The following is a 26,159-nucleotide window of genomic DNA, read 5'->3' on the forward strand; positions in this document are numbered from 1 at the left end:
GATTCTTTATATGAAGGGAGCTGATTGTACGATCAGCTCTCTTTTTGTATGTTTTCATTTTTGCATATCTATATAAATTTGTCTAAGTTTGGTGCATGGAAAGGTTTCTAACAGTTATCCGTAACAAGTATTTTTTAGCCGGTTTGGCTTTTTTGGTATGGATGTGCTTCTTTGATCGCTATGATTTCGGTACGCAGTATGCATACCAGCAGGAGAAAGGGAAGTTGGAAAATGAGAAAACCTTTTATGAATCGGAGATTGAACGGATGGAGAAATCAATCAAAGATGCGCAGCATAATCCCAGTGAGATTCAACGGATAGCGCGGGAGCGGTACAAAATGAAAAAGGATAATGAAGATATATTTGTCGTAAAAGAAATTGAACCGACAGATGAATAAGATGTAAGAAATAAAAAAGAGCGGTATTTTTACAAATACCGCTCTTTTTTATGCTTCTGATATCGCATTGATGATATCGTACTGTGTAATTATATTTATACGTCCGTAGCTATCTTCTACTAAAACAGCTTGCGAGTCTTTATTTATCAACGATGATATTTTATCGATCGAGGTATTGATATCTACAAAAGGGAAAGATTTTGTAGCAATGGACTCTACCTTTGACGACTTAAGTGAAGGGTTTTCTAACAAGGCAGTTAAGATATCCGATTCTGTCAGTTTACCGATTACCATCCCTTGCTGGGTTACAGGAATCTGAGAGATATTCAAGGTCTTCATCATGTTGAACGTCTCCAACACCGTTTGGTTCACATCGGCGGTAACAATTTCTTGATTGCCACGTTTCTTCAAGATTGTCTTTGCGGTTAGCTTCTCATCTTCTAAGAAGCCACGTTCGCGCAACCAGTCTTCGTTGTACATCTTACCCATGTAACGGGAGCCATGATCGTGGAAAATCACGACAACAACGTCATCAGGTTGAAGGGATTCACCTAATTGCATCAACCCGGCAACAGCTGCTCCCGCTGAATTTCCCGCAAAGATTCCTTCCTTACGCGCTAGATCTCGTGTCATTAAAGCGGCATCTTTATCCGTGACTTTTTCAAAGAGGTCAATCACATTGAAATCCACATTCTCGGGTAAGAAATCTTCACCTATACCTTCCGTGATGTAGGGGTAGATTTCATTCTTATCAAAGATGCCGGTTTCTTTATATTTCTTAAAAACAGAACCATACGTGTCAATTCCCCAGACCTTGATGTTTGGGTTCTTTTCGCGTAGATATTTTGCAGTTCCAGATATGGTACCTCCTGTACCTACACCAACTACCAGGTGGGTGATTTTTCCGTCCGTCTGTTCCCAGATTTCAGGCCCTGTCTGTTGATAATGTGCCTTGGCATTGGATGGGTTGTCGTATTGATTTGCTTTCCATGCATTGGGCACTTCCTTTTGAAGTCTACTAGATACCGAGTAATACGAGCGTGGATCTTCAGGTTCCACGTTTGTAGGACACACAATTACTTCCGCACCAAAAGCACGAAGTGCATCGACTTTTTCTTTCGATTGCTTATCCGTTGTGGTAAAAATACACTTGTAGCCTTTAACGACAGCGGCCATAGCAAGCCCCATTCCTGTATTTCCTGATGTACCTTCGATAATGGTGCCACCAGGTTTTAGCAGTCCCGCCGTCTCCGCATCTTCAATCATTTGGATCGCCATACGATCCTTAATTGAGTTTCCGGGGTTGGTGGTTTCTATTTTTGCTAGAACAGTGCCTTTAAGGCCTTTGGTGACCGCATTTAGCTTGACCAAAGGTGTGTTTCCTATGGTTTCCAAGATATTATTATACCACATGCTGTTTTTGTTTGTTTCTACAAAAATAGTATTTTAAAATTATTGTGTCACTATTACACTGTTGCTTTAAAATTTCAAGTGTTTTACAGTAAGTCCGTTGTTGATAAGTTGCTTCAATGCGTCAATACCAATGTTTAGGTGTGTTTCTACATACTTGGCGGTGACGGTAAGGTCGCTTTCCGCTGTTTTTACACCTTCGGGCACCATCGGTTGATCAGAAACCAACAATAGGGCGCCGGTTGGAATTTTGTTCGCAAAGCCCACACTAAAGATGGTTGCTGTTTCCATATCGACAGCCATCGCACGAATAGTTTTCAAGTATTTCTTAAAGGCTTTATCGTGTTCCCAAACCCGTCTGTTGGTGGTGTACACGGTTCCGGTCCAATAATCACGCTGATAGTCGCGTATGGTGGTGGATATCGCTTTTTGCAAGGCAAAGGCCGGTAGGGAGGGTACCTCAGGAGGGAAGTAGTCGTTCGAAGTTCCCTCTCCGCGAATAGCGGCAATGGGTAAGATCAACTCACCAACAGGGATTTTCTTTTTGAGTCCGCCTGTTTTTCCCAAAAACAAAACCGCCTTTGGGTTGATGGCGGATAAGAGATCCATAATGGTTGCCGCCATCGGGCTTCCGATACCAAAGTTGATAATCGTGATGCCGCCGGCGGAGCAAGCCTGCATGGCTTTGTCCTCGCCATAGATGTGTGCATCGTTATGCATCTCCGAGAACATTTTTACATACTTGGAGAAATTGGTAAGCAAGATATAAGGCTCAAATTCTTCAAGCGGACAGCCTGTGTATCTTGGCAACCAGTTGTTTACAATGTCTTTCTTTGATTTCAAGCCCGGAGTAATCGGGCTATCTTCGATCTGCTTTTTTCTCATATGCTTTGTTTTAAGTTGGTGCCTATAAAAAATCCCTCATTTTGGTGAGGGATTTTAAATTAAGCGACTTTCAATTTTTTAATATCAGATTTTGCAATTTTTTGCTTGGCATATTCCAAGGTTATATGCAACGTCTTCTGATTGTCTTTTTCTTTGGTGCTCGGCGTTTCAAACATAGCATCCAGCATAATCGCTTCACAGATACTACGCAATCCGCGTGCACCAAGTTTAAATTCCCACGCCTTGTCTACAATGAAATCGTACACTGCTGGTTCGAAAACAAGCTCAATACCTTCGTATTGAAACAGCTTATGGTATTGCTTGATCAACGCATTTTTAGGCTCTGTCAAGATACTCAATAATGTTTCTTTATCCAACGGGTTAAGGTACGTCAACACCGGCAAACGACCAATCAATTCGGGGATTAATCCGAAGTTCTTTAAATCTTGCGGCGTAATGTATTTATAGAGGTTCGTTAGATCGATGTCTTCCTCTTCCTCTTTCATTTTATACCCTACAGTTTGTGTGCGTAGACGGTTGGAAATCTTCTTTTGGATACCATCAAAAGCTCCTCCACAGATAAACAAGATGTTACTCGTGTTTACAGAGATCATTTTTTGATCTGGATGTTTACGTCCTCCCTGTGGTGGAACGTTCACATTTGTACCCTCTAGGATTTTCAGTAAGGCTTGTTGTACACCTTCACCGGACACATCTCGAGTGATCGATGGGTTGTCGCTCTTACGGGCGATTTTATCGATCTCATCAATATAGATAATACCACGTTCTGCCGATGCCACGTCGTAATCTGCAGCCTGCAAAAGGCGTGTTAAGATGCTTTCCACATCTTCACCTACATATCCCGCTTCGGTAAGTACGGTAGCATCTACTATACAGAAAGGAACGTTCAATATTTTCGCTACTGTTTTAGCGAGCAATGTTTTCCCCGTTCCTGTTTCTCCAACGACAATAAGGTTCGATTTTTCGATTTCGATATCGTCTTTATCGACCTTTTGATTTAGTCTTTTGTAATGGTTATATACCGATACGGCAATAACCTTCTTCGCATCATCTTGCCCGATAACGTATTGATCCAAATGTTCTTTAATTTCCATTGGACGAATCAGTTCGAGCGTAGTTTGTAACGTCTTGTTTTTGCGCTGCTTCAGCTCCTCAGTCAGGATTTCTCCAGCCTGCGTAACACAACGATCACAGATGTGAGCTCCGTCGCCCGCAATAAGCATTTGGGCGTCATTCTTGCTAATGCCACAGAATGAACAACGGATATCTCTATTATTCGTTTTACTCATCGATTATTTTGTTTCTTTTTTGGCCACCAAGACCTCGTCGATCATGCCAAATTCTTTTGCTTCGGCAGCTTTCATCCAGTAGTCACGGTCAGATGACTTTTCTACCCATTCGTAGCTCTGGCCTGAATGCTCGGCGATGATGGTGTATAACTCTTCTTTCAATTTAAGCATCTCACGAAGGTTGATCTCCATATCGGCTGCTACGCCTTGCGCACCACCTGATGGTTGATGAATCATTACACGTGAATGTTTCAATGCCGCTCTTTTTCCTTTTGCTCCGGCAACCAATAATACAGCACCCATGGAGGCCGCCATACCGGTACAGATTGTCGCTACATCTGGTGATATATACTGCATGGTATCGTAAATCCCCAATCCGGCATAAACGCTACCACCTGGAGAGTTGATATAAATCTGGATATCACGCTGTGCATCCGTCGATTGCAAAAATAATAACTGTGCTTGAACAATGTTTGCCACTTGATCGTTGATACCATCGCCTAGGAAAATAATACGATCCATCATCAAACGTGAAAACACATCCATCTGCGCAACATTCATCTGACGCTCTTCGATAATGTAAGGCGTTAAGTTTGTTGGCATATTTTTCTGAACACGTCCAATAAAGCTGTCAACATGTTGACTACCTATTCGATGATGCTGAATAGCATACTTTCTAAATTCGTTTTTATCTATGTTCATATTCTTTGTTTTTCTATTTAGTTGTTTCGATATACTAATATAAAATTATATTTCTCTGCTGCAAAAGAAACTTTAACCGTTTACAATTTCATAATCTGGTAATTCCGCCAAAAATTCAAAACTGTTGGTGCTAAAATCTATCTTACAATAATGGTGCTCAATTCCATTACTTACCAAAAGTAACGGAATTTTATGGATACTGTTGTAATTTGCAACCTGTTGAAAGACTTTTTCTGTTATTTTGACAGTCGGAGCCTTAAACTCTGCCAAAAGGATCTTTTCTCCGCTAGTGTTGAAAATCAATAAATCACTCCGCTTTTGTAACGTGTTTAAAACTAACCCGCCCTCGGATTGCATTAGTGCTTTAGGATATTTCTTATGTATGTGGAGGTAGTTTATCCAATGTTGACGAACCCATTCTTCCGGTGTAAGAACCAGCTCCTTTTTGCGTAAAGCATCGAAAATATAAAGCTTGTCTTGTTTCTTGGTGATTTTCGAAGGATACGGGGGTAAGTTCAACGGGATAGGCTCAAACATAAACAAAAATACGCTTTTTTGTTCTTTTTCCAAAATGTCTGTCCTGGGACGATGGGATAGGGGCAATGCGTTTATTTTTCGAAACTTGTGAAGAAAAAGGGTGACTTGAATTGAGCTATCTATTCAAGAAAAAGTATAAAAAAGCATAAATGAATGCCAGCTGGGAAGCCCAAAAGACAAGTGACCACTTGAGCATCATAACGGATTGTTTGTAGATATCTACCCGGAGATTGCTGATTTCTTCTTTCAGATCTATACTTTGCTTATTGACGTTGTCGTTTTGCTCTGCCTTTAAAAGGTTTATATCGTCTTTAAGCTCCTCCTTAAACATTTGTATCTCTTGCCTAAGGGTTGCAGTTTGCTTATTGATGTCATCTTTTAATTCTGCTTTTAAATGATGTGTATCCTCCTTGAGCTCTGCCTTCATTTCATACATCTCATGCCTGAGGGTTGCAGTTTGCTTATTAATGTCATCTTTTAATTCTGCTCTTAACATTTGCATATCATCCTTCAGTTCTGCTCGCAGCTCTTTCATTTCTTCGCTTAACTCGGATTTCAGGCTAACCATACCTTTTTGGGTACTTAATTCCAAACGCATCAGGTCATCTTTTGTTTGCGCGCTGTACTGCGCTAGATTCTCCTTGGTTGCTAAATGCTCAATTAATAAGTTGTACCGTAATTTTATTTTGTTAAATCCGGTTTTTGTAAACTAGAAAATCAATGGTAAGCCAAAGCAAAAAAATGTGTATTTTCGCAGGGTATGCAAGTCAACGCGATAATTTCCGACATCAAAAAAAGAAAGTTTAGCCCGATCTATCTTCTACATGGAGAGGAGTCTTATTATATTGATTTGGTAAGCGATCAGTTGGAGCATACGGTGCTCACAGATGCCCAGAAGGGTTTTGACCAAACCGTGCTTTACGGAAAAGATACCACGCTCGTAAATGTGGTAAATGCTGCTAAGCGTTACCCTATGATGAGCGACTACCAAGTCATCGTGATCAAAGAAGCGCAAGATCTAAAGTGGAAGACGGAAGAGGAACTTTTGCTCAAATACGTGGAGCATTTAACACCGACGACCATCTTGGTATTAGCGTATAAATACGGCAAGTTTGATAAACGTAAGAAGCTGTACAAAGCAATTGAGAAGGTTGGTACTGTGGTGGAGTCGGCCAAGTTGTATGAGAATAAGGTGGGCGAGTGGGTGCTAGATCAGTTTCGTGATTTAGGACGAACGATACACCCGCAGGCCGCGGCGATGATGGCTGATTATTTAGGGACAGACCTTTCGAAAATTGCGAATGAGATTGAAAAGTTAGTGCTCAATGTGAGTAAAGAACAAGAGATCCAGACCACACATGTGGCGCAAAATATAGGTGTCAGTAAAGATTTCAATGTTTTTGAATTGCAGTCGGCTTTAGCTAAACGCAATGCGACGAAGGCCATCCAGATTGTCGATTATTTTGCTGCGAACCCGAAGTCTAATCCGCTACCGCTTGTGCTGGGGAATTTAGGCACCTACTTTACGAAAGTATTAAAGTATCACTATCTGCCTGATAAATCTCCACAAGGGGCTTCCAAGGAGCTGGGGGTTCATTCTTTTTTTGTGAAGGAGTACGAGTTGGCGGCCCGGAATTTCAATCGCCGTAAAACATTTGATATTATCCGATTTCTGAGTGAGTATGATCTAAAATCTAAAGGTTACCTCGTTGGGCCGTTTACAGATAACGGAGACCTCTTACGGGAACTAATATTTAAAATTTTGAATTAATGTCAGCACGAATTAGCCTATTTATCGCTTTCAGTTTATTTTTTTTGAATGCTTCGAAAGCACAGATTTCATATAGTGTATTACAGGTTGGTGGTAATCTCGGCTTTGCCAATGAGGGGTATAAAGGCGCTTTTAGTGGCTTTACTGGGCACTTTGTCTTTGGTAAAAACTTTCAGGAACGAGCCTATCTTGGATTGGGTATAGGCAATGAAATATTTAAAGGAGATTATCGCACAAATGATCCGCATGCGGCTGATCAACTGACCATGAAGTACGATTACAGTGTGTTCCCTATTTTTGTAGACGGTCGTTTGCCCTTTGGAGAAGTTGGGCAAGGAGATTCTAAAATTGGTGTATTAGCCAATGCAGGGTATGCTCCAGCGATCGGCCAGCGGTATGACAAAGGTTTTCTCTTTAAAGGAGGTTTTTTCTACCTGTGGGATAATCCACGTGGGGTTGATTTTACCGCATCGCTGATGTATGGTTATCAACAGTTGACTAAAAATTTCTATCAAAAAGATTTTCAACACCAACATATCGCTCTTTCGGTTGGTATTATGCTAAAGTAACCCGCACCTATTTTGCATTATTCTCGCCCGTCGTTTGATCTTCTTGCGGTTTATCTATTGGTGTAATATTTGTATAGGGATTCTCTTCGGATTCGTTAATTTCTTTATAATTTACATGAATTGTTTCGGGCGCAATAGTTGTATCGATATTGACGTCGATTTCTATTTTTGACGTTGTTTTCGGCTTGCGCACAATCCCCCATTTCATCATTAGTTCTTGTGTCGAGTTCCGCTTCAGATGTTCCTTCTCGGGTTCTCCAATCAGAAAACCAAAGGCCTGCATGGATGGGACCGCATCAAAGATAACTTTGATTGTAGCTGTTAAAGGCAAGGCGATAACCAACCCGGCGATCCCGAAAAGCATACCACCTAGAAGCATAGCAATCATGGCCATGAGTGGGTTTATGCTAACTTTACTGCCTACAATGTTGGGCGTGATCACGTTTCCTTCTAAAAACTGGACGACCTGAAACCAGGCAATAACCCCAACGGCATAAAGCGCATTATCTTTTACGGCCAGTGCAAATAAAGCGGGAAGGATGGAGCCGATCGCAATTCCGATATAAGGCAGAAGCATCAGCAAGGCCGCAAGAGAGCCAAAGAACCACGCGTAATCTATTCCCATCATCATCAATCCGATCGTATTTAGAACGGCCACAATTCCCATGACCATTACCAGTCCTAAAAGATAACTTTGTACAACTTGGTATATCTTATTCAGTGTATCATCAACTTTTGCTTGCGGTACACTTTTAAAAGCTTTGAAAAAAAACTCGCGAAAGAAGTCGCGGTAGTAAAGTAGAAAAAAGCTGAAAAGCGGTACGAGGATCGCTCCCGCTAGGATATTGCCAATAGAACCGAAGGTGGCCGTTGCCATGCTCCCGGCATTGGCCAACAGTTTGTTTCCTTGCTCGCGCAAGTGTTCGGCTACCTGACTGCGCTGGATGCCGAATGTTTCTTCAATCCAGACCTGTGCCCGCTCTAATACGGATAATACTTTTTCTGTTATCGACGAAGCATCTTGGCCAATAATAATACTTTGATGTACGATAAACCAACCGATGGAAGAGATGACCGCAATAGCCACAATAACCGCGAGAATAGATGCAAATGCTTTTCCTAATCGAAGTCGTTCAAAGAATTGAGCTAAGGGAAAGAGCGAGATTGATATAAGAATGGAGAATAGCAAGGGGAGCAATAGACTTTGTGTAACATACATAAAGCCTATGATCAATGCCATAGCGGTTAAGCTCGAAGCTAAGTCTAAAGAATACGGGAATCTCTTGTTGTTTTCGCTCATAAAACTTTTTAGGTTTTTATTGAATAACGTTTAAACTGTTTTTTTGTTTTTTGACTGCCAGTACAAGATATAAAAAAAAGCAAGTAAAATAATGATGCTATTAGCGATAAACAAATTCGGGATACGGCTGATTTCATCGCGATAAAGATAACCGGCAATTAATGCGCCGCCACCGATCCCTACTTCGAGTGCAATATACATGGTCGCCATCGCTTTTCCGCGATGTTGAGGAAGACTTAAGTCGATGGTCCATGCGTTGACCGCTGGCGATAGGATACCACCTCCGATACCATAGACAATGGCACCGATGATCATGCCTTCCACGGAGTGGTTGTAACCGAGAAGGAAAGCGGATATCGATAAAATAGCGACACCCACCAACATGACCCGAATACGGCCGTAGCGGTCAGCAACTTTTCCTGAAACAAAGCGGATACCAATGGATGATAAGGTATAAGCCGTAAAGAAAAGCCCTTTATTGCTTATCCCAAGATGTTCACTCCAATCTGGGATCAGTGTGAGGATCACGCCATATGCCGAATAAGAGAGTAGGGTCACAATGCCGGCAGGAATTACACGCCATTCAATAATCTCATTACGTTGGATGCGGAGCATTCCGAGGTTGAATCGTTCTTTATCCTTTAAGGTTTCCTTCATGTTCATCACAATGACAATGGAGAGTAGCGCAAAAATCGAAGAGCAATAAAACATCGGATCGATACCATAATTATTGGCGATAAAACTACCGACCGCCGGACCGACCGCACCACCAATACTGAAGCATAACCCGTGCATGCCGAGCGCTTCGCCCCAGCGGTTCTGTGGGATGATGTCTGCCACGTATGCAGAGGTGGCCGTCGGTTTAAAACCAGTAGAAAATCCGTGTATCAAACGCAATAAAAAAAAGCCCGCAACCGAGCTTATGACAGGATATAGAAAACCGCATATAAAACATACGATGGAGCCTACGGCCATTACGGGCACGCGCCCCCATCTATCTGTTAGTTTTCCGCTGAAAGGACGGGAGATACCTGCGGTCAGCGTGAATAACGCAATGATCAACCCTTTATGTTCCGCTCCTCCCAATTTGCTTAAGTAGTTGGGAAGTTCCGGAATGATCATGTTGAAACTCGCCGAAAAAAGGAGCGAGCTTAAACAGAGTAAAGCAAAAGGAACCGTATATATGGATTTGTTTTCTTCGATCATTATTTCAAAATAAGCTTTCTTCGGGCAAGTTCAGCACAGAATACAGTGGTTGCTACCGCGACGTTCAACGATTCGGCATGCCCCAAACGTGGAATGGTAACGGCGCTGTCTATTTTGGCCTGTAAGGCCTGGCTGATACCATTACCTTCGTTCCCCATAATAATTAACCCTGCCTCACCAAAGTCGGTATCATAGATCGATGAACCATCCAAGAGGGCGCCAAAGGTAGGCATCTCCATACTTTCGACAAAAGGAATCAGCTCGGTGTAATATATGCGTACTCGAGATAAAGACCCCATGGTGGCTTGAACGACTTTGGGGTTGTAGGCATCGACTGTGCCGATGGAGCAGATGATTTCACTGATGCCAAACCATTCTGCGGTACGGATTATGGTGCCGAGGTTTCCTGGATCTTGGACATCATCCAAAACAAGACAGTGTTGCTTCTTTAGGGAGGCTTCATCGATCTGGTTGTTGTCCGGTATTTGTACCAAAGCCAATACGCCCTGCGGGGATGTTAAACCTGTTATCTTACTGAAATCGCGCTCCGAAACGTCGATACATTTGAGATTTTGCGGTAAATTGCCCATTTTTGTTAAGGCTTCCGCAGTAGCATAGATCGTTTGTACTTGATAGGATGAGGTAATAAATTCCTGAACAGATTTGATTCCCTCTACAATGAATAAACCATGTTGTTTGCGAAATTTTTTATGCTGCAAAGACGTTATTAAACTGATTTGCGCTTTTGATAACATTGCACTCAATGATTAAGAAATATAGTTTTTTTGTTTATGCAAGTATAACGCTTTTGTCTGTATTTTTTGCATCCTGTAGGTCTGCAAAATATTTGGAAGAAGATCAAGCGTTGGTCACGGCTGTTGATATGGAGGGCGTTCCTGCCGAATTCAATGAACAAGTCGGCGCTTATATTTCGAACGAAATAAAACCCAATTCCCGCTTAAACCTATGGGTGTACAATTTTTTTAATACCAAAAAAGGAAAGTATAAAAAGGACAAGATCCGTAATGTAGGGGAGGCTCCTCATATTTTGGATTCATCTCTTGTGGATTTTTCTGCCAAACAGATGATGCGTTATCTGCAAACAAAGGGATACTTTAATGCACAGGTCGACCCCTCTGTTAAACTTCAGGGAAAGAAAGCAAAAGTACATTTCATGGTGACTCTAGGGGCTCCTTTTTTTGTGCAAGATGTGAAACATCAGGTGCCTAATACAGAGATTGAAGCCATTTATGTCGATAAGGTACGACCTTTCTCTAAAGTGAAGTCAGGGAAACGTTTTGATGTGTCCGATCTGTTGGATGAAAGAGAACAGCTCTACGATAGGCTGAAGGAAAATGGTTATTTTGATTACTTGCGGCAGTATATGCGGGTGGGAGTGGATACATTGGTGCAGGCGCAGCGTGCGAATTTGCTTTTTGAAGTGCAAAGACCCAGTGATTCTGTGGACCATAAAGTTTACTATATTAATAAAGTAGCAGTTCGGGTTCTGCAACCGGCGGAATCTATGAGTAACCGTAAGCCTAAAAAATATGAGGATGAGAAGCTGCAACTGAGCTTTGAGGATCAGACAGGTCGATTTAAGCTGAAGCCTATCTCTCGCTATGTATACCTTCGACCTGGGGATCGTTACAACATGACGAAAGAGAACATGTCCTATGATCGCCTTTATGAAATGAATGGGTTTAGGAATGTAAAGATAAACTATGAGAAGGTGGACTCGAATAAGCTTAATGTACAGTATAGTTTGACCCCGAGACCGGTGATGGCGAATCAAGTGGAGGGGGAGTTTACCTTTAGTTCAGGAATGAGTGGGTTTAATGTCGGGAATACATTCTCGCATCGTAATGTTTTTGGAGGAGCGGAACAATTGGAGGTGAAGATGCGTTATGGTCTCTTGTTCGACCCACGATTGGGCGGGAGCCTAAAGGATAAAATTTTTAATACGGATTTTCAGGTCGGGGTTAACCTGGTTGTGCCGCGCCTGATGACGCCTTTCGAAACATCTAGCGTGGGAACTTACGGTTTACCACGGACTACTTATTCGACCAACTTACAGATTTTTCAACAAGATCAAACCTACTCCAATCGTTATTTAGTCAATAACCTGAATTATATCTGGCATAGTTCGGCCAGGTCGCAGCACAGCTTGACACCGATCTCTTTAGAGTATCGGTTAGGGCGTCTAAATGATGATTTTGCGGAGAAATTAAAAGAAGAGGGGTATGGTTTATATGTTGAAACCAATAATAGAGCCTATTTTGGTTTAGGTGCGCAGTATGTGTATACCCGGAATGCAGCTAAACTGCTGAAAAAGGAAAATTTTAACTTTTTCCGTGGCTCGATTGAAACAAGTGGAAACCTGTTGAATGTTGCCAGTAACTTGTTTAAGTTTTCACGTAGTAGTACTGGAGAACGTCAATTGTTTAATGTAACGTACCTGCAATATATCAAATCCGAAGTCGATTATCGATGGTACAAATATCTTGGAGGGAACAAACAATTGGTGTTGCGGTTTAATTCTGGAATTGCTGTACCCTATGGAAACAATTCTGAATTGTTAATTTTTGAAAAGAGATTCTTCGCAGGCGGGATTAATGGTATTCGTGCTTGGCAGGCACGTACGTTGGGACCTGGAAATTACAATCGTGAGAGTGTTCCAGAACATTTACGTCTTAATTTACGAAACCTGGATCAGCTAGGCGAATTAAAAATAGAGGCTAATGCAGAATATCGCTTCCGTTTGGTGAACAACTTCTTAGGTGCCAAACTGAACGGAGCCACTTTTATTGACGCCGGTAATATTTGGCGATTGAAGGAAGATGAATCGGTTAAAGGTGGTGAGTTTAGAGCGGATAAGTTCTTGTCACAAATTGCATTAGGGACAGGAATCGGACTTCGCCTCGATATGGACTATTTTGTTATTCGTCTTGATACCGGTCTGAAGTTGAAAGATCCCCAGTTTCAGGGAAGCAAGCAATGGGTGATTACAGAGATATTTGATGCAAAGGCATTTAAACGCGCCTTTAATGAAACCCATAAACCCGATCGCTACAGCTTTGTGCAATATAACTTTAGTGTGGGATTGCCGTTTTAGATCAGGTTTTTTATCGTCATAAAGGTGCTTTCTAATATTTTCGAAAGATCGAGCCCTTTTGAATAACTGAAATAGAAATATAAGATGGCTAAGACCACGAATGTCGATAGAAAACGTTTAAAGCTATAGGCGATCAATAAGATAATAGCGGGTATCAATAGGAGAAGCATACCATAAATCTTTACCGGTTTTAGGCCGGTGTCAGATTTGTAGATGTAATAGAGTTTGCCAACCGATTTTTCCTGGTTTTTGTGTTTAAAGAAAACAAAAGTCGACGATTCCAACGGATGCTTCACGACGGCAACCCCATCATGAAAAGCGAGTTCTTGTTGAAATCCGTTTAGGTTGAACACAAAAGTGCCATTGATATTTTCCATGGGTTTGTCCAGGCTGTCTACCGCAATGATTGCCAGTTTACCATTCTGCGTTAGGTTTTCTTTAACCGTAAAATTTGTGATATACTGCGGTTTGGCCTGTGCCAGGCACAAGGTTGTCAGTATAATCAATAAAGAAGAAAATATTTTTTTCACAATATGCGTTATTCTCCTGCAAGTATACTAAAAATAGTTTTCTTGCTTGGGCGAGAGGCAGCCTTAAATAATAAATTTATTTCTGACTATTGGGTAATGTTTTGTAGATTTGTAGTCAGTAAATTAAAGAAAAAACGGATATGACAAATACAGCGTCGCAAAGACCCGCAAAAAAGACAGATAACAATGCGAATCGTACGGAGTATTATCAAACATTGACTGTTGCTATCGTTATTGGTTTGGTAGGTGTTTTTATCAGATTTGTACCTGATGTGATTCCTGCATTGAATCAGATGACATTCTTGTTCTCTTTAATTGCAAATGTTTTGATGATCGTAGCATCAGTTATTGCATTTAAAGTGGTTTTCGGAATTTTAGGTTTTGGAAAAAACAGAGACTAATCATACGTCTTTAAAAATATGTAAAAGCCTTAAGAGTTTTCTTAAGGCTTTTTTTGTGACATTTTTCTTTCAGGCCGTCATGTCGACGTTAGGAGACATCTAAAAACCTTACTTTTATTTACCCCATGTCAAGTATAAAAGGTATTATTCATAGATTCCTCCTCGCACCTCGTTCGGAATGACGTGGTGTGATAGTAGGAATGGCGTAGCGCGGCGATCGTAGCGATGAAGCATGATAGTAATAGTAACTATATGCCTCAGTAGAAATAACAAGAAAGACATTCTCAAACTTTATCGTCATGTCGACGTTAGGAGACATCTAAAAACCTTACTTTTATTTACCCCATGTCAAGTATAAGAAGGTATTATTCATAGATTCCTCTTAGTACCTCGTTCGGAATGACGTGGTGTGATAGTAGGAATGGCGTAGCGCTGCGATCGTAGCGATGAAGCATAATCGTAAGAGTAACTAGATGTCTGAGCAGAAATAACAAGAAAGACATTCTTAAATTTTATCGTCATGTCGACGTTAGGAGACATCTAAAAAATTTACTTTCATTTACCCCATGTCAAATATAAGAAGGTATTATTCATAGATTCCTCTTCGTACCTCGTTCGGAATGACGTGGTGTGATATAAAAAAATCCCCGATCAAACGATGATCGGGGATTTTTTTTATATGTGTTTTGCACGATTGTCGCTTACGCAAGAATCGACCAAGTGCTCCAAGGGATTCTTGATAATACCAAGATCAATCCCAGGATATAAAAAATCATAACTGTTTTGTTCGCTTGATAATCTTCTTTAGCACGTTTAGCTTTTGAGTAACCGATCGTGATCAAGACAATTGCTAAAATCATCATCAATGGGTGTTCCAAGAAATACAAACGAGAAAGGCTGTTTTTCATGTTTGCTCCAGAGAAAGCCTCGAGGCCAAGGGGAGAGGTAAAATAAAGTACCAAACCGATTACCAGTTGCAAGTGAGCAGAAATCAAGCCTAACAAAGCGATCTTCCGATTGTAAGGTTTACTTCCAAAGTAATTGATCAATGTAATGACGATCGCCACCACCAAGGCTAGCAATAAAATAATTGCCAGGGTTGAGTGTAAGTGTTTCATTCCTGTTAACATAAGTTTTTAATTATACATTATCTCTAAAACAAAGGTACTATTTTGCTAGTCTTTTGTCGCCTAATTCTTTAAATTCTGACTTCGCTTTGAAGTTTGGAAAGGTCTTTTCGAGACTTAAGGTGTAACCGATATCAAAAAACAACTTCACATCGGCCAAGATGCCACCAAAATCCCAGTTTTCATCCACTTGGTCCGCTACAGTGTGATAGCGTCCGCTCAGTGCTGCCACCCTTTTACGGATGATGGTACTATCCTGCTCAATCAGTTCGCTGCCACTACCCATAAATAACCCCGGTACACCCGCTTTCACAAAGTTGAAGTGATCCGAACGATAGAAACCTCCTGAAGTAGGGTTGCGCTCGCCTGCCATCGTCCGGCCAAATTTCGCTGCCGATTTCTGCACATAGTCTTCCAATTCCGTTTGTCCAATCCCGACCACAGATACATCTTTGGTCGCTCCGAGTGGACTGAACGCGTCCATATTGATATTCGCTACTGTTTTTTGGAGTGGGAAAATAGGATGCTGTGCATAGTAAGCGGAGCCCAAAAGGCCTTCCTCTTCCGAAGTAACAGCCATAAAAACAATGGTTCGTTCGGGCTTTACTTTCGCAGCTTTAAAAGCTTTAGCCACTTCAAATAGCGCAGCAACGCCTGATGCATTGTCGATAGCACCGTTGTAGATGGAGTCACCGTTTACCGCTTCACCAATCCCTAAATGATCCCAATGTGCCGTATAGATAATTGTTTCATCTGGACGTTTTGATCCCTCGATTTTAGCGATGACATTATTGGATTTAGATTTCCTAAAGGTGTTTTTGATCGCGAAAGATGTCGTTACAGGCATTGGTACTGCTTTGAAGCCCGGTTTTTTCGCCTGCTCTTGTATATCTTTGGGAAGTCCCGCTAATGCAAATAACTTGGAAGCGGTACTGTTGCTTATCCAACCTTCAAAAGCAGCGAAATCAGCACCATCATTTTCGGTGATCAGCTCCAGCTGAGGACCCGACCAGCCTGAACGGACAACGTTCCAGTCGTAGCTGGCAGCACCTTTTTCATGAATTAATAAAATCCCTTTCGCACCTTGGCGTGCCGCCTCTTCATACTTATACTTCCAACGGCCGTAGTATGTCATGGTATCCGCTTTAAAGAGCGTTTTATCATAACGACCGGGATCGCTTACCATCGCCACGACGGTTTTTCCCTTTACATCTAAACCTGCATAATCATTCCAGTTGTATTCGGGAGCAACAATACCGAACCCAACAAAAACTAAATCCGATTGATCAATCTGGATTTGTTCTTGTAAACGGCGACTTCCGATCACATAATCATCGAGGTTGTTGATGGAAAGTGTCCCTTTCGCTCCTTGAAATGTAAGGACGGGATTTACTGGTTTAGAGCTAATCTCGACTAAAGGTACTTCTTGGAAGTAGGAATCGCCATTGCCCGGGCTTAGGCCTAACTCTTTGAATTGCTTTTCGATATAATTTACGGTAAGTGTATCTCCTTTCGTAAAAGGCTTACGTCCCATAAATTCATCGGAAGATAATTGCAACACATAATTTTTATATGCAGCTTCGGTAATGGCCGCGAGCGCAGTGGAATCAAGCGAACTGGTATCGTGTGCGCTGTTTTCTCCCAGATGGCATGCCGTAGTCAGAGCCGCTAGAGCCGCTCCAAAAAGTATTGTTTTCTTCATGTCGAACATTAAAGGTTTGCGATAAAAATACGAGTTTAATTTGAAAACTACGGTGCAAAGGTCACCCGCTTAGGGTTGTTCCATGGGAAACACTTCAGCAATAGGATGGAAGAGATAGATGCGGTTGGAGCTTACCTCCAAACATTTGTAGCGTTTGCGTAGCTTTTCTTTTTTTTGGAAAACGCGCCCGCCTTTGATCCCAAAGAAGCTTCCTTCGGGAATGTGCTCAATGGTAAAGATTTCTTGCGCCTGGGCATCGTATTTTCGGAGACTTCGGTAAAGGTTCAGATCCGTACAGCTTGATGCGGCAGGATTATCCATATAGTTTGCAATGGCGAGACTGACATCTTCGGGAAACATCTCTGCTTGAATAAAAGGAGCCATTAACGCCCGGAAGTTATTTTTCCATTCCAGTCCATGTGGCTTGACTTTATGTTGAAATTGCTGCCACGTTTTCAGGTGTGCGAATTCGTGGATGGTCGTAACCAGAAACGAAAATGGATTTAGGTCGTGGTTGACCGATATTTTATGTGGTTCTCCGCGAAAAGGAGCACGGTAGTCACCCAATTTGGTGCGTCTACTGCGGGTGACCTTAAATTGGCATTGCGTATCATTGATCCATGTCGAGATAATCGGGGCAGCAGCCTCCGGCATATACTTGCTCAGTTGCTTTGAAAAGTCGGTCATGATATACAAACATATTACTTTTTTTGTTGTCTGATAGATTATGGTGTTGAATTTTCTGTTGCTCGCTTAAATAATTATCTTTGATAGGTTAATCATGTATGATATGAGAAAAATCAGTTTGTTGGTTATGTCGCTTTTGCTGGGCTTTATTGTACAAGGGCAGGAGCTTAATGCACGTGTCGAAATACAATCGCCTCAAGTACAGAATACAAATAAACGTGCCTTGGATTTGCTCCAAAAGGTGATACAAGACTTTGTGAATAATCGGTCGTGGACCAACAAGCAGGTTACCCCACAGGAACGAATCGATTGCTCGATGGTCATCACTATTTCACAGTGGGATGGTTCCAAGACATACAAGGCATCTGCACAGATCTATTCTTTTCGCCCCGTGTTTGGAACCAACTACAGCAGTCCGGTCTTAGCATACCACGATCGTAATTTTAACTTTTCTTATGTGGAAGGTGAGCAGCTAGATTTTAATGAAAACAATAATTTTAGTAGCCTTTCCTCTCTATTGGCTTTTTACGCAAATGTTATTTTAGGGATGGATGGAGACACATTTAAGCTTTACGGGGGGAATCAATACCTTACTTCAGCGCGGACTATCGTGAATGCTGCACAGGGCAATACGGAGGAAGGATGGAAATCGATGGAGTCTCTGGATAACCGCTATTGGCTGATCAACAATTTGCTGGATCGCAAATATCAGCCGTATCGGGATTTTGCGTATCAATATCACCTCAATGGTTTGGATAAGATGGTACAGGACGAAACTAAAGCACGGATGTCGATCGTGGAACTCTTGGATAAATTGAAAGAGGTCGATCGCAACAATACCGGCAATGTATGGAGTTCTGTGTTGTATGCTGCAAAGTCCAACGAGTTTGTAGGTGTGTTTAGTAAATTGCCTGGTAATGAAGGTATCAAGGTTTTTAATAAATTGGTGGAACTCGATCCAACGAATACAACAAAATACGAAGTTTTAAAGAAGTAACTATATTATATGCTGCGGAAGTTATCAGTAAAGAATTATGCACTGATCGAAAATCTAGATATCGCCTTTCACGAAGGATTGAATATTTTGACGGGTGAAACGGGGGCTGGAAAGTCGATTATTATGGGTGCATTGGGGCTCATCTTAGGTAATCGGGTAGAGGGGCGACCTTTTTTTGATGAACAGCGGAAGTGTATAATAGAAGGATATTTTCAGATTGAAAGCTATGGCTTAGCGGATTTTTTCGTCGAACATGATCTCGATTATGAGGCCGAAACGATTATTCGGCGGGAGATTGCCGTGGATGGCAAATCCCGTGCTTTTGTCAACGATTCACCGGTAACATTGCAGGTTTTAAAATTGCTGGGTGAACAGTTGATTGATATCCACTCGCAGCATGCAACGTTGCAGATCAATACCGAAAGCTTTCAGCTTTTAGTGCTGGATAGTGTGGCGAAGAACCAACAACTCCTTCAAGGATATGCGGAAGGTCTAGGTCAGTATAGACGTGATGAACAGGCGTTAAAAAAACTGAAGGAAGAGATTGCGGCAGCTAGCCTGGAGCAGGATTTTAATCAATTTTTGCACGACGAACTGGAGCAAGCAAATTTACAGGCCGGTGAGCAAGAGTTGTTGGAGGAGGAACAGGGACAGCTGGAAAATGCAGAAGAAATAAAGCGTGGACTATTGTCTGCTGTATATCTTTTGGATGAACAAGAACAGGCTGTCGTTCAGAATCTGCGAGATGCGCAACAACAACTGCAAAATGTACAGCGATTTTTACCGGCAGGGAATGACCTGGCCAATCGTCTTCAAAGTAGCCTTATCGAAATAAAAGACATCGTACAGGAGATTGGTTTTATGGAGCAGGGGGTCGGTATGGATCAGGCACGGTTAGACTTTGTAAACGAACGTTTAAGCACCCTCTATAGCTTACAGAAAAAGCATAGAGTGGAGAACCTATCGGCCTTGATAGAATTGCAAGATAGCTTAGCACGTAAACTGGAGGTGACTGCAAATCAGGAGCAGGAGTTGGCGAAGCAGGAAAAGATCGTTCGGGAAAGTTTGACCAATCTCATGGAGTTGGCAACCCGTCTGCATGCGAGCAGAGAAGCGGTGCTTCCAACCGTGGTTTCACATGTGGAAGCTGTTTTATCGGAAGTAGGAATGCCGAATGCACAGCTTAAAATTGAGCTTCATCCCTTGGCGGTCGAGCGGTTTAAGAGCCAAGGAGCAGATGAGGTTCAGTTTCTATTTTCTGCCAATAAGGGACAGGCGTTACAACCCATCCATAAGGTAGCTTCAGGCGGTGAACTTTCGCGTGTTATGTTAGCTATTAAATCTTTGGTCGCACAACGTTCTGCGTTACCGACTATTATATTTGACGAGATCGACACCGGTATTTCAGGCGAGGTGGCACTCAAGGTCGGCGAGATTATGGAACGCTTATCCGAGCGGATGCAGGTATTGGCGATTACGCATTTACCGCAAATTGCGTCCAAAGGACAGGCACACTTCAAGGTCTACAAACAAGATGAAGGGGAGCGTACTAAATCCAATATTGTGCGTTTAGACCCGTCTGAGCGGATATATGAAGTGGCCCAGATGCTTAGTGGTGCAAACCCGGGCGCTGCGGCTCTAGAACATGCCAAGCAGCTTATTGAGGATTAAAAGTTTGGATCTCTCTAAAAAGTGTTCTTTTTGTTGTCACCTTGAGATATCTCACCCTCCTCTATGCCGGAGGGGCATGTTACTTTTTGCCGAAAAAGTAACCAAAACTCGTCGCTAGGAATTTTTGCAGGGAAGGTTGGTGCAAGGGAAAGTTTCTACAGATTGCAAATATTCCTCAGGCGACATATAGCGGTTAAGGATAGGTAGAAGCGATAACAAAAAAATAGCCCTTCGCTGGTGCGAGCCTTAGGCTCGTATCCCCCAATAATAAGTAAGAACTTTTCGTCAAGCATTCAGGCTCGCGCCAGCCTGAGACATAAGTCGGTTAAGGGGAGCCAGAAGCTTTACCGACGTTACAAAGCGATATCGTTATGTCGACTTTGGAGACATCTAAGAACTATATACGACCAACTACTAGCTACTCCTCTATGCCGGAGGGGCATCTTCCTTTTGAAGCTAAAAGGAAGCAAAAGCTTGTCGCTAGGAATTTTTGCAGGGAAGGCTGGTGCAAGGGCAAGTTTCTACAGATTGCAAATATTCCTCAGGCGACATATAGCGGTTAAGGATAGGTAGAAGCGATAACAAAAAAATAGCCCTTCGCTGGTGCGAGCCTTAGGCTCGTATCCCCCAATAATAAGTAAAAACTTTTCGTCAAGCATTCAGGCTCGCGCCAGCCTGAGACATAAGTCGGTTAAGAGGAGCCAGAAGCTTTACCGACGTTACAAAGCGATATCGTCATGTCGACTTTGGAGACATCTAAGAACTATATACGACCAACTACTAGCTACTCCTCTATGCCGGAGGGGCATCTTCCTTTTGAAGCCAAAAGGAAGCAAAAGCTTGTCGCTAGGAATTTTTGCAGGGAAGGTTGGTGCATTGGCAAGTTTCTACAGATTGCAAATATTCCTCAGGCGACATAAGTCGGTTAAGGATAGACAGAAGCGATAACAAAAAAATAGCCCTTTTTTGGTTACTTTTTTATCAAGAAAAAAGTAAAGATCTACGCAGTAACGAATTTCTTATGCCTCTATGCCGGCAGGGCATCTCCCTGTTCGTAGGTGATTGTTGCTATATCCCTTTATTCAAAGACAATCGTTTTATTTCCCTGTAGCATGACGCGATCTTCGGTCAGAAGGTGAATAGCGTGGCTCAACACCGCTTTTTCAATCTCTTTGCCGGCGGTAACCAGTTGTGGAACATCTTGACTGTGGTTGATAGATTTGGTACGTTGCACAATGATAGGTCCCTCATCGAGGTCGTTGGTAACAAAATGTGCCGTGGCTCCAATTATTTTAACGCCTCGGGTATGTGCTTGGCGATAGGGGTTTGCGCCAATGAAGGCGGGTAAGAAGGAGTGATGGATGTTAATCAGTTTACCTTCAAACTGAGCGACAAATGTTGGTGATAGAATCCGCATGAACTTAGCCAAGACAATATAATCCGGACTGTATGCTGAAACCTGAGCTGCTAGTTCGGCTTCAAATTGCTCTTTTGTTTTTCCCTCGTGCGAGATATAGTGGTAAGGTATAGCAAATTTCTCCGTGAAATCCTGCAACGTATCGTAATTGCCGATAACCGCTTCTACCGTTGCATTCAAGGTCTGGAAATAATAGCGAACCAAGATGTCCGCTAAGCAATGGTGCTCCTTGGTGACCAGCACAACCAGCTTTTTTTGTTGCGCCGGATTAATGGTTACCGCAGCGCCGGTAGGGAGCGCTTGTTGCAGCTCTTGTGTTAATTCGTCCATCTCTTGGGGAACACCCGAGCAAACCACACGCAGGAAAAACTTCTGATTTACCTCATCCACAAACTCACGCATGGTGACAATATTTAACTGATGTTTAGCAATTACATGTGCAATATTGGAAACTAAGCCCACTGCATCCGCACATTGGATGAGGATTAAGGTTTGGTTGTTCATGGTTTGGTTTAGTGATAGGACACGAGTCGAAGGTTCGCGCCAACAGTCTGGCAATCATCTTCGTTCGATAAATCTTTAGACTGCCCCGCCACTACGTTTCTCGCAGTGGCGGAGCATGGTCTATATATAGCTCCTTTATTAAGAAGCCGCTTGTGCTGCTTCCAGCTCGTCTTCTAAATCTACTTCTACGCGTAAATTTCCAACGATATGCTTTTGGCGTTCAGGCGTATTCTTGCCCATATAATATTCCAACAATTGTGAAAGCTTGTTTTCCTTCGAAAGGATAACCGGATCCAGACGCATGTCTTTACCGATAAATAACCCAAATTCAGAAGGAGAGATCTCTCCCAGTCCTTTAAATCGGGTAATCTCCGGCTTTCCACCTAGCTTAGCAATAGCTCTTTTCCGTTCTTCGTCCGAATAACAATAGATTGTTTCCTTTTTATTGCGCACGCGGAACAAAGGTGTCTGCAAAATGGAAACATGCCCTGCTTTGACCAAGTCCGGGAAAAACTGAAGGAAAAAGGTCAACAGTAGTAAGCGAATATGCATACCATCCACATCGGCATCCGTCGCAATTACGATATTATTGTAGCGTAAACCATCTAGCCCATCCTCAATGTTTAAGGCATGCTGCAAGAGGTTGAACTCTTCATTTTCGTATACGATTTTCTTTGACATCCCGTAGGAGTTCAACGGTTTTCCTTTTAAGCTAAAAACAGCTTGTGTGTACACATCTCTAGACTTGGTGATCGATCCACTGGCCGAATCCCCCTCCGTAATAAAGAGTGTCGTTTCTAAGTTCCGCTCGTGCTTGTCGCCAAAGTGCGTTTTACAGTCACGCAGTTTTCTGTTGTGTACCGATGCTTTCTTTGCACGCTCATTTGCTAGTTTCTTAATACCTGCGATATCTTTACGCTCCCTTTCCGATTGGAGGATACGTTTTAATAAAGCATCGGCAGTATCCGGATTCTTATGCAAGAAATCATCTAGCGCTTTCTTTAGAAAGTCGTTGATAAATGTCCGAACAGTAGGTCCGTCCGGTCCGATGCTTTGTGAGCCTAGTTTTGTTTTCGTTTGCGATTCGAATACCGGTTCTTGTACTTTTATAGCAATAGCACCGATGATCGAGGCGCGCACATCGGAAGCATCAAATTCTTTCTTATAAAACTCGCGGATGGTCTTTACCACAGCTTCGCGGAAGGCGGCTTGGTGTGTACCTCCTTGCGTCGTATGCTGTCCATTGACAAAGGAGTAATATTCCTCACCATATTGCTGTCCGTGGGTCAATGCAATTTCGATATCTTCCCCGCGGAGGTGAATAATCGGATAGCGCATAGACTCCGTGTCGATATTGCGTTCCAATAAGTCGCGTAACCCGTTTTCGGAAACAAATTTCTGACCATTGAAATTTATGGTCAATCCGGAATTAAGGAATACATAGTTCCAGATCATGTTCTCCACAAATTCCATCCGGAACTTGTAGTTTCGGAAGATCGAATCATCCGGATAGAAACTTGTCGCCGTACCGTTACGCTGCGTTGTTTCCTTTTGTTCATCGCTTTGGAGCTCTCCTTGGCTGAACTGCGCAATACGCGTCACACCTTGTCGGTAGGATTGCACCACAAATTGACTCGAGAGTGCATTGACAGCCTTTGTACCCACACCATTCAAGCCTACGGATTTCTGGAACGCTTTACTGTCGTATTTACCACCTGTATTAATTTTGGATACAACATCCACAACAGACCCGATAGGAATACCACGTCCGTAATCGCGAACAGAGACTTTATTATCGTGTACCGTGATGTCAATAGCTTTGCCGGCACCCATCACAAACTCATCGATAGAGTTGTCCACCACCTCTTTTAGCAAAACGTAAATCCCATCATCGTATGCTGAACCATCGCCAAGCTTACCGATATACATCCCCGGGCGTAAGCGAATGTGCTCTTTCCAGTCTAATGAACGTATGCTATCCTCGTTATATGTCGTCATAAGGTCTCCTCTACTTTTTTATCGTCGCTAACAAAAATATAAAAAAACCGCATGATTCAATAATCATGAAGTATGCTTAAAGATTTAGAGAGGTTGATATTTATCGACCAAAATCGTCTTGAACACGAACGATATCGCTTTCGTCTGAAGGATTCTGCTCGTCGGTATGTTGCCAAATTTCAGCGACAACTCCATAGGAATCTAAGCCAATTAGACGGTGGCGTTCTCCTTGTGCTAAGCGGATGAACTCACCTTCTTTCAATCTTTTTAATTCGTTTTCTTCGTCGGTAGAACTTGTTACAACACCAACCTCACCTTGCGTTACACGCCAAATTTCGGCTCTGCGGTGGTGGTATTGCCAAGACAAGCGTTTGCTAGGTCCTACAATTAAAATCTTAGGACTTAATTTACCCGAAATCTTTAGATTTTGAACATCCAGTCCATCAAAATATTGATCAGCAAACTTTTGTGCTTGATCTTCATTAATTACAAAAAAACCACCCCAAGGTCTCGTTTCGTCTACATTGTCGATTGTAAAGCCTTGCGCGGTTAATTGTGCTTCTATTTGTTTAAAAAGTTCGCCTTTGTCTATGTACTCTGCCATGGTTGATTGTATTTGAGGTGAAGTTAGTTGTTTTTTGTGAAAAAGGGAAAAAAGTATAGCGTTTAAAGCCGTTCATAGATGGTTTATTGGGCTATAGAGGTCTGTATAAGCTCGGAAAAAGTAATATCTTTAGGCATGAAAAATATCGGAAAAACGATAGGACTATTATTGGCGTTGACGCTTGTTGTGGAGGCAGGCGCGCAAGAGCAATTAACTAAATATGCGCCATTTCGCTATGAAGGAGAAAATGGCTTAATGGAATCTTCTGGAAGAATAACCCGTAACCCTGGCCAGATAGGAAATTACTATGTGGTTGGCGATTTCCGAAGTTATATTATTAAAGACGATTATCAAATTAAAGGTGATTATGTGATGGATGCGATCCGTGGTCGTGTGGATCAGTATGGCGATTTTGATGCGGAATCTGGGACGTTATACCTGGGTAAGGAATCGTTTTTTCATTTCCGAAAGGATGGCCATTCCTATCTCTATTCGGCGTCCAAAGGATTGACCCGGTTGGCTCATGCGTATGTCGCTATAGAGCCAAATGACCAAGCTTGGTCGAATGAAGTTAGTGGAGGGAAGCATTTTGTATGGGCCTTGAAAGAGGATGGAACATATGATGTTTTGGTCGCTGAGGAAGGGTTTTCTGTGGTAGGCAACCTGCCGGCTTTCACTAATTATGATTTGATATTTCAGGTCGGTAATGATACTCCTATGACCTTGACTGGTTTCGCGCTTGATACACAATCGGCTATTAAGCGCACGTTTGGGCAGCACTATGGTATCGACGAGTCGGATGATGTTGTTGCGGTATATGATCTCGATTTTAAAAAGGTAGGCATGGCATCTTATCGTACGGAGCAAATATCCAATTTGCTCCAAAGAGAGGTGGTGCTGCGCGGCAGTATGCTGCCTCCTCCACAGATAAGAAATCGTGTTATTCGGCCTGCGGCGAAGTCAATCCAATTGAACGATACCTTTAGTCTTATTCCCAAAGAAGGTCGGATGGTGCTTGTAAATACGAAAGAGAAGAACAAGCTGGTTTTGGGGCCTGCGCACTATGATTTCCGATACATCAGTACAACGGATAATGTAGAAGCGCTATTACAAGTGCGACATAGCGAGAGCGGAACGCTGTTTTACTTTGATTTTAATGGGTTGTTTTTTCCGAAGGGGATACCTATGATTCCCTTGGAGTATTTGCCTACGCAATAGTGAGCGTTACTTTCAATCCAGAGACAAGCAACAATTGAAATGTGGCGCGTGTTCCTTCGGGGGCGGTGGTGCATAAAGAGTGGCGTTTACCGCTTTTGGG

Annotated in this window: 24 protein-coding genes; 8 read left to right on the forward strand and 16 right to left on the reverse strand. The window is 42.4% G+C overall.

Annotated features, from left to right (window positions below; genetic code table 11):
- Positions 1–95 precede the first annotated feature (95 nt).
- Entirely contained in the window at positions 96–398 is a 303-nt protein-coding gene (locus E2P86_RS03840; RefSeq protein ID WP_134430881.1) for an FtsB family cell division protein, read from the forward strand.
- 48 nt (positions 399–446) lie between these two features.
- On the opposite strand, the gene E2P86_RS03845 is transcribed toward E2P86_RS03840, so the two are convergent.
- From E2P86_RS03845 to E2P86_RS03870, 6 genes are all read right to left on the reverse strand, one after another.
- Positions 447–1,811, reverse strand: coding sequence for a pyridoxal-phosphate dependent enzyme (locus E2P86_RS03845; protein ID WP_134430884.1), 1,365 nt, complete (start codon positions 1,809–1,811; stop codon positions 447–449).
- Positions 1,812–1,877: 66 nt separating this feature from the next.
- On the reverse strand, positions 1,878–2,693 hold the full coding sequence (locus E2P86_RS03850) for an AMP nucleosidase (protein WP_134430887.1): 816 nt from the start codon (positions 2,691–2,693) through the stop codon (positions 1,878–1,880).
- Positions 2,694–2,752: 59 nt separating this feature from the next.
- Complete coding sequence (gene clpX, locus E2P86_RS03855) at positions 2,753–4,003, reverse strand: ATP-dependent Clp protease ATP-binding subunit ClpX (protein ID WP_085472040.1); 1,251 nt, start codon at positions 4,001–4,003, stop codon at positions 2,753–2,755.
- A gap of 3 nt (positions 4,004–4,006) precedes the next feature.
- Positions 4,007–4,705: an ATP-dependent Clp endopeptidase proteolytic subunit ClpP gene (gene clpP / locus E2P86_RS03860; RefSeq protein ID WP_085472039.1), complete on the reverse strand. Its 699-nt coding sequence runs from the start codon at positions 4,703–4,705 to the stop codon at positions 4,007–4,009.
- A gap of 72 nt (positions 4,706–4,777) precedes the next feature.
- Positions 4,778–5,242 carry a type I restriction enzyme HsdR N-terminal domain-containing protein gene (locus E2P86_RS03865; RefSeq protein ID WP_085472038.1) on the reverse strand — a complete coding sequence of 155 codons (465 nt, stop codon included), beginning with the start codon at positions 5,240–5,242 and terminating at the stop codon, positions 4,778–4,780.
- Positions 5,243–5,357: 115 nt separating this feature from the next.
- On the reverse strand, positions 5,358–5,840 hold the full coding sequence (locus E2P86_RS03870; RefSeq protein WP_134430889.1) for a DUF1640 domain-containing protein: 483 nt from the start codon (positions 5,838–5,840) through the stop codon (positions 5,358–5,360).
- Positions 5,841–6,002: 162 nt separating this feature from the next.
- Here E2P86_RS03870 and holA point away from each other — a divergent pair, with 162 nt between their 5' ends.
- Together holA and E2P86_RS03880 are read left to right on the forward strand one after the other, a co-directional pair.
- Positions 6,003–7,013 (forward strand): DNA polymerase III subunit delta, encoded by a 1,011-nt coding sequence (holA, locus tag E2P86_RS03875; protein WP_134430892.1) that lies wholly within the window; start codon positions 6,003–6,005, stop codon positions 7,011–7,013.
- Positions 7,013–7,582 (forward strand): hypothetical protein, encoded by a 570-nt coding sequence (locus E2P86_RS03880; RefSeq protein WP_134430895.1) that lies wholly within the window; start codon positions 7,013–7,015, stop codon positions 7,580–7,582. The genes holA and E2P86_RS03880 overlap by 1 nt, the downstream gene beginning before the upstream one ends.
- A 7-nt stretch (positions 7,583–7,589) precedes the next feature.
- Here the strand turns inward: E2P86_RS03880 and E2P86_RS03885 are convergent, their stop codons facing one another.
- From E2P86_RS03885 to E2P86_RS03895, 3 genes are read right to left on the reverse strand one after another with little or no spacing between them, the layout of a single operon-like run.
- Positions 7,590–8,882 (reverse strand): AI-2E family transporter, encoded by a 1,293-nt coding sequence (locus tag E2P86_RS03885; RefSeq protein WP_134430897.1) that lies wholly within the window; start codon positions 8,880–8,882, stop codon positions 7,590–7,592.
- 30 nt (positions 8,883–8,912) lie between these two features.
- The gene (locus E2P86_RS03890; RefSeq protein WP_134430900.1) at positions 8,913–10,088 is read right to left on the reverse strand and encodes an MFS transporter; all 1,176 of its coding nucleotides are present in this window, start codon (positions 10,086–10,088) and stop codon (positions 8,913–8,915) included.
- Positions 10,088–10,843 carry a TrmH family RNA methyltransferase gene (locus tag E2P86_RS03895; protein WP_134430903.1) on the reverse strand — a complete coding sequence of 252 codons (756 nt, stop codon included), beginning with the start codon at positions 10,841–10,843 and terminating at the stop codon, positions 10,088–10,090. The genes E2P86_RS03890 and E2P86_RS03895 overlap by 1 nt, the downstream gene beginning before the upstream one ends.
- An 8-nt stretch (positions 10,844–10,851) precedes the next feature.
- Between E2P86_RS03895 and tamL the strand changes: the two genes are divergently transcribed.
- The gene (tamL, locus tag E2P86_RS03900; protein ID WP_134430906.1) at positions 10,852–13,203 is read left to right on the forward strand and encodes a translocation and assembly module lipoprotein TamL; all 2,352 of its coding nucleotides are present in this window, start codon (positions 10,852–10,854) and stop codon (positions 13,201–13,203) included.
- Here the strand turns inward: tamL and E2P86_RS03905 are convergent.
- Positions 13,200–13,733 (reverse strand): hypothetical protein, encoded by a 534-nt coding sequence (locus tag E2P86_RS03905; protein WP_134430909.1) that lies wholly within the window; start codon positions 13,731–13,733, stop codon positions 13,200–13,202. The two genes, tamL and E2P86_RS03905, sit on opposite strands and share 4 nt — an antisense overlap.
- A 140-nt stretch (positions 13,734–13,873) precedes the next feature.
- Here E2P86_RS03905 and E2P86_RS03910 point away from each other — a divergent pair, with 140 nt between their 5' ends.
- Positions 13,874–14,134, forward strand: coding sequence for a hypothetical protein (locus tag E2P86_RS03910; RefSeq protein WP_085472029.1), 261 nt, complete (start codon positions 13,874–13,876; stop codon positions 14,132–14,134).
- A gap of 701 nt (positions 14,135–14,835) precedes the next feature.
- Here E2P86_RS03910 and E2P86_RS03915 read toward each other — a convergent pair.
- From E2P86_RS03915 to E2P86_RS03925, 3 genes are all read right to left on the reverse strand, one after another.
- Entirely contained in the window at positions 14,836–15,252 is a 417-nt protein-coding gene (locus E2P86_RS03915) for a hypothetical protein (RefSeq protein WP_085472486.1), read from the reverse strand.
- 49 nt (positions 15,253–15,301) lie between these two features.
- Complete coding sequence (locus E2P86_RS03920; protein ID WP_134430912.1) at positions 15,302–16,963, reverse strand: M28 family metallopeptidase; 1,662 nt, start codon at positions 16,961–16,963, stop codon at positions 15,302–15,304.
- 69 nt (positions 16,964–17,032) lie between these two features.
- Positions 17,033–17,650: a SprT family zinc-dependent metalloprotease gene (locus tag E2P86_RS03925; RefSeq protein ID WP_085472028.1), complete on the reverse strand. Its 618-nt coding sequence runs from the start codon at positions 17,648–17,650 to the stop codon at positions 17,033–17,035.
- Positions 17,651–17,753: 103 nt separating this feature from the next.
- Here E2P86_RS03925 and porD point away from each other — a divergent pair, with 103 nt between their 5' ends.
- Together porD and recN are read left to right on the forward strand one after the other, a co-directional pair.
- Entirely contained in the window at positions 17,754–18,647 is an 894-nt protein-coding gene (porD, locus tag E2P86_RS03930) for a type IX secretion system protein PorD (RefSeq protein ID WP_234991112.1), read from the forward strand.
- A 9-nt stretch (positions 18,648–18,656) separates the two neighbouring features.
- On the forward strand, positions 18,657–20,318 hold the full coding sequence (gene recN, locus E2P86_RS03935; protein ID WP_134430918.1) for a DNA repair protein RecN: 1,662 nt from the start codon (positions 18,657–18,659) through the stop codon (positions 20,316–20,318).
- Positions 20,319–21,396: 1,078 nt separating this feature from the next.
- Here recN and purU read toward each other — a convergent pair.
- The 3 genes from purU to E2P86_RS03950 form a co-directional block, all read right to left on the reverse strand.
- Entirely contained in the window at positions 21,397–22,239 is an 843-nt protein-coding gene (gene purU / locus E2P86_RS03940; protein WP_085472026.1) for a formyltetrahydrofolate deformylase, read from the reverse strand.
- Between the two features lie 138 nt (positions 22,240–22,377).
- Entirely contained in the window at positions 22,378–24,237 is a 1,860-nt protein-coding gene (locus tag E2P86_RS03945) for a DNA topoisomerase IV subunit B (RefSeq protein WP_085472025.1), read from the reverse strand.
- 100 nt (positions 24,238–24,337) lie between these two features.
- Complete coding sequence (locus E2P86_RS03950; RefSeq protein WP_085472024.1) at positions 24,338–24,841, reverse strand: cupin domain-containing protein; 504 nt, start codon at positions 24,839–24,841, stop codon at positions 24,338–24,340.
- Between the two features lie 135 nt (positions 24,842–24,976).
- On the opposite strand from E2P86_RS03950, the gene E2P86_RS03955 reads away from it, so the two are divergent.
- Positions 24,977–26,059 (forward strand): hypothetical protein, encoded by a 1,083-nt coding sequence (locus tag E2P86_RS03955; protein WP_134430921.1) that lies wholly within the window; start codon positions 24,977–24,979, stop codon positions 26,057–26,059.
- Positions 26,060–26,159 lie beyond the last annotated feature (100 nt).

The sequence above is a fragment of the Sphingobacterium psychroaquaticum genome (assembly GCF_004421025.1).
GTDB lineage: Bacteria > Bacteroidota > Bacteroidia > Sphingobacteriales > Sphingobacteriaceae > Sphingobacterium > Sphingobacterium psychroaquaticum.

Coding starts and splice junctions, on each gene's coding strand:
- E2P86_RS03840 (WP_134430881.1), top strand. CDS start 96: ATGGAAAGGTTTCTAACAGTTATCCGTAACAAGTATTTTTTAGCCGGT.
- E2P86_RS03845 (WP_134430884.1), bottom strand. CDS start 1,811: ATGTGGTATAATAATATCTTGGAAACCATAGGAAACACACCTTTGGTC.
- E2P86_RS03850 (WP_134430887.1), bottom strand. CDS start 2,693: ATGAGAAAAAAGCAGATCGAAGATAGCCCGATTACTCCGGGCTTGAAA.
- clpX (WP_085472040.1), bottom strand. CDS start 4,003: ATGAGTAAAACGAATAATAGAGATATCCGTTGTTCATTCTGTGGCATT.
- clpP (WP_085472039.1), bottom strand. CDS start 4,705: ATGAACATAGATAAAAACGAATTTAGAAAGTATGCTATTCAGCATCAT.
- E2P86_RS03865 (WP_085472038.1), bottom strand. CDS start 5,242: ATGTTTGAGCCTATCCCGTTGAACTTACCCCCGTATCCTTCGAAAATC.
- E2P86_RS03870 (WP_134430889.1), bottom strand. CDS start 5,840: ATGCGTTTGGAATTAAGTACCCAAAAAGGTATGGTTAGCCTGAAATCC.
- holA (WP_134430892.1), top strand. CDS start 6,003: ATGCAAGTCAACGCGATAATTTCCGACATCAAAAAAAGAAAGTTTAGC.
- E2P86_RS03880 (WP_134430895.1), top strand. CDS start 7,013: ATGTCAGCACGAATTAGCCTATTTATCGCTTTCAGTTTATTTTTTTTG.
- E2P86_RS03885 (WP_134430897.1), bottom strand. CDS start 8,882: ATGAGCGAAAACAACAAGAGATTCCCGTATTCTTTAGACTTAGCTTCG.
- E2P86_RS03890 (WP_134430900.1), bottom strand. CDS start 10,088: ATGATCGAAGAAAACAAATCCATATATACGGTTCCTTTTGCTTTACTC.
- E2P86_RS03895 (WP_134430903.1), bottom strand. CDS start 10,843: ATGTTATCAAAAGCGCAAATCAGTTTAATAACGTCTTTGCAGCATAAA.
- tamL (WP_134430906.1), top strand. CDS start 10,852: ATGATTAAGAAATATAGTTTTTTTGTTTATGCAAGTATAACGCTTTTG.
- E2P86_RS03910 (WP_085472029.1), top strand. CDS start 13,874: ATGACAAATACAGCGTCGCAAAGACCCGCAAAAAAGACAGATAACAAT.
- E2P86_RS03915 (WP_085472486.1), bottom strand. CDS start 15,252: ATGAAACACTTACACTCAACCCTGGCAATTATTTTATTGCTAGCCTTG.
- E2P86_RS03920 (WP_134430912.1), bottom strand. CDS start 16,963: ATGAAGAAAACAATACTTTTTGGAGCGGCTCTAGCGGCTCTGACTACG.
- E2P86_RS03925 (WP_085472028.1), bottom strand. CDS start 17,650: ATGACCGACTTTTCAAAGCAACTGAGCAAGTATATGCCGGAGGCTGCT.
- porD (WP_234991112.1), top strand. CDS start 17,754: ATGAGAAAAATCAGTTTGTTGGTTATGTCGCTTTTGCTGGGCTTTATT.
- recN (WP_134430918.1), top strand. CDS start 18,657: ATGCTGCGGAAGTTATCAGTAAAGAATTATGCACTGATCGAAAATCTA.
- purU (WP_085472026.1), bottom strand. CDS start 22,239: ATGAACAACCAAACCTTAATCCTCATCCAATGTGCGGATGCAGTGGGC.
- E2P86_RS03945 (WP_085472025.1), bottom strand. CDS start 24,237: ATGACGACATATAACGAGGATAGCATACGTTCATTAGACTGGAAAGAG.
- E2P86_RS03950 (WP_085472024.1), bottom strand. CDS start 24,841: ATGGCAGAGTACATAGACAAAGGCGAACTTTTTAAACAAATAGAAGCA.
- E2P86_RS03955 (WP_134430921.1), top strand. CDS start 24,977: ATGAAAAATATCGGAAAAACGATAGGACTATTATTGGCGTTGACGCTT.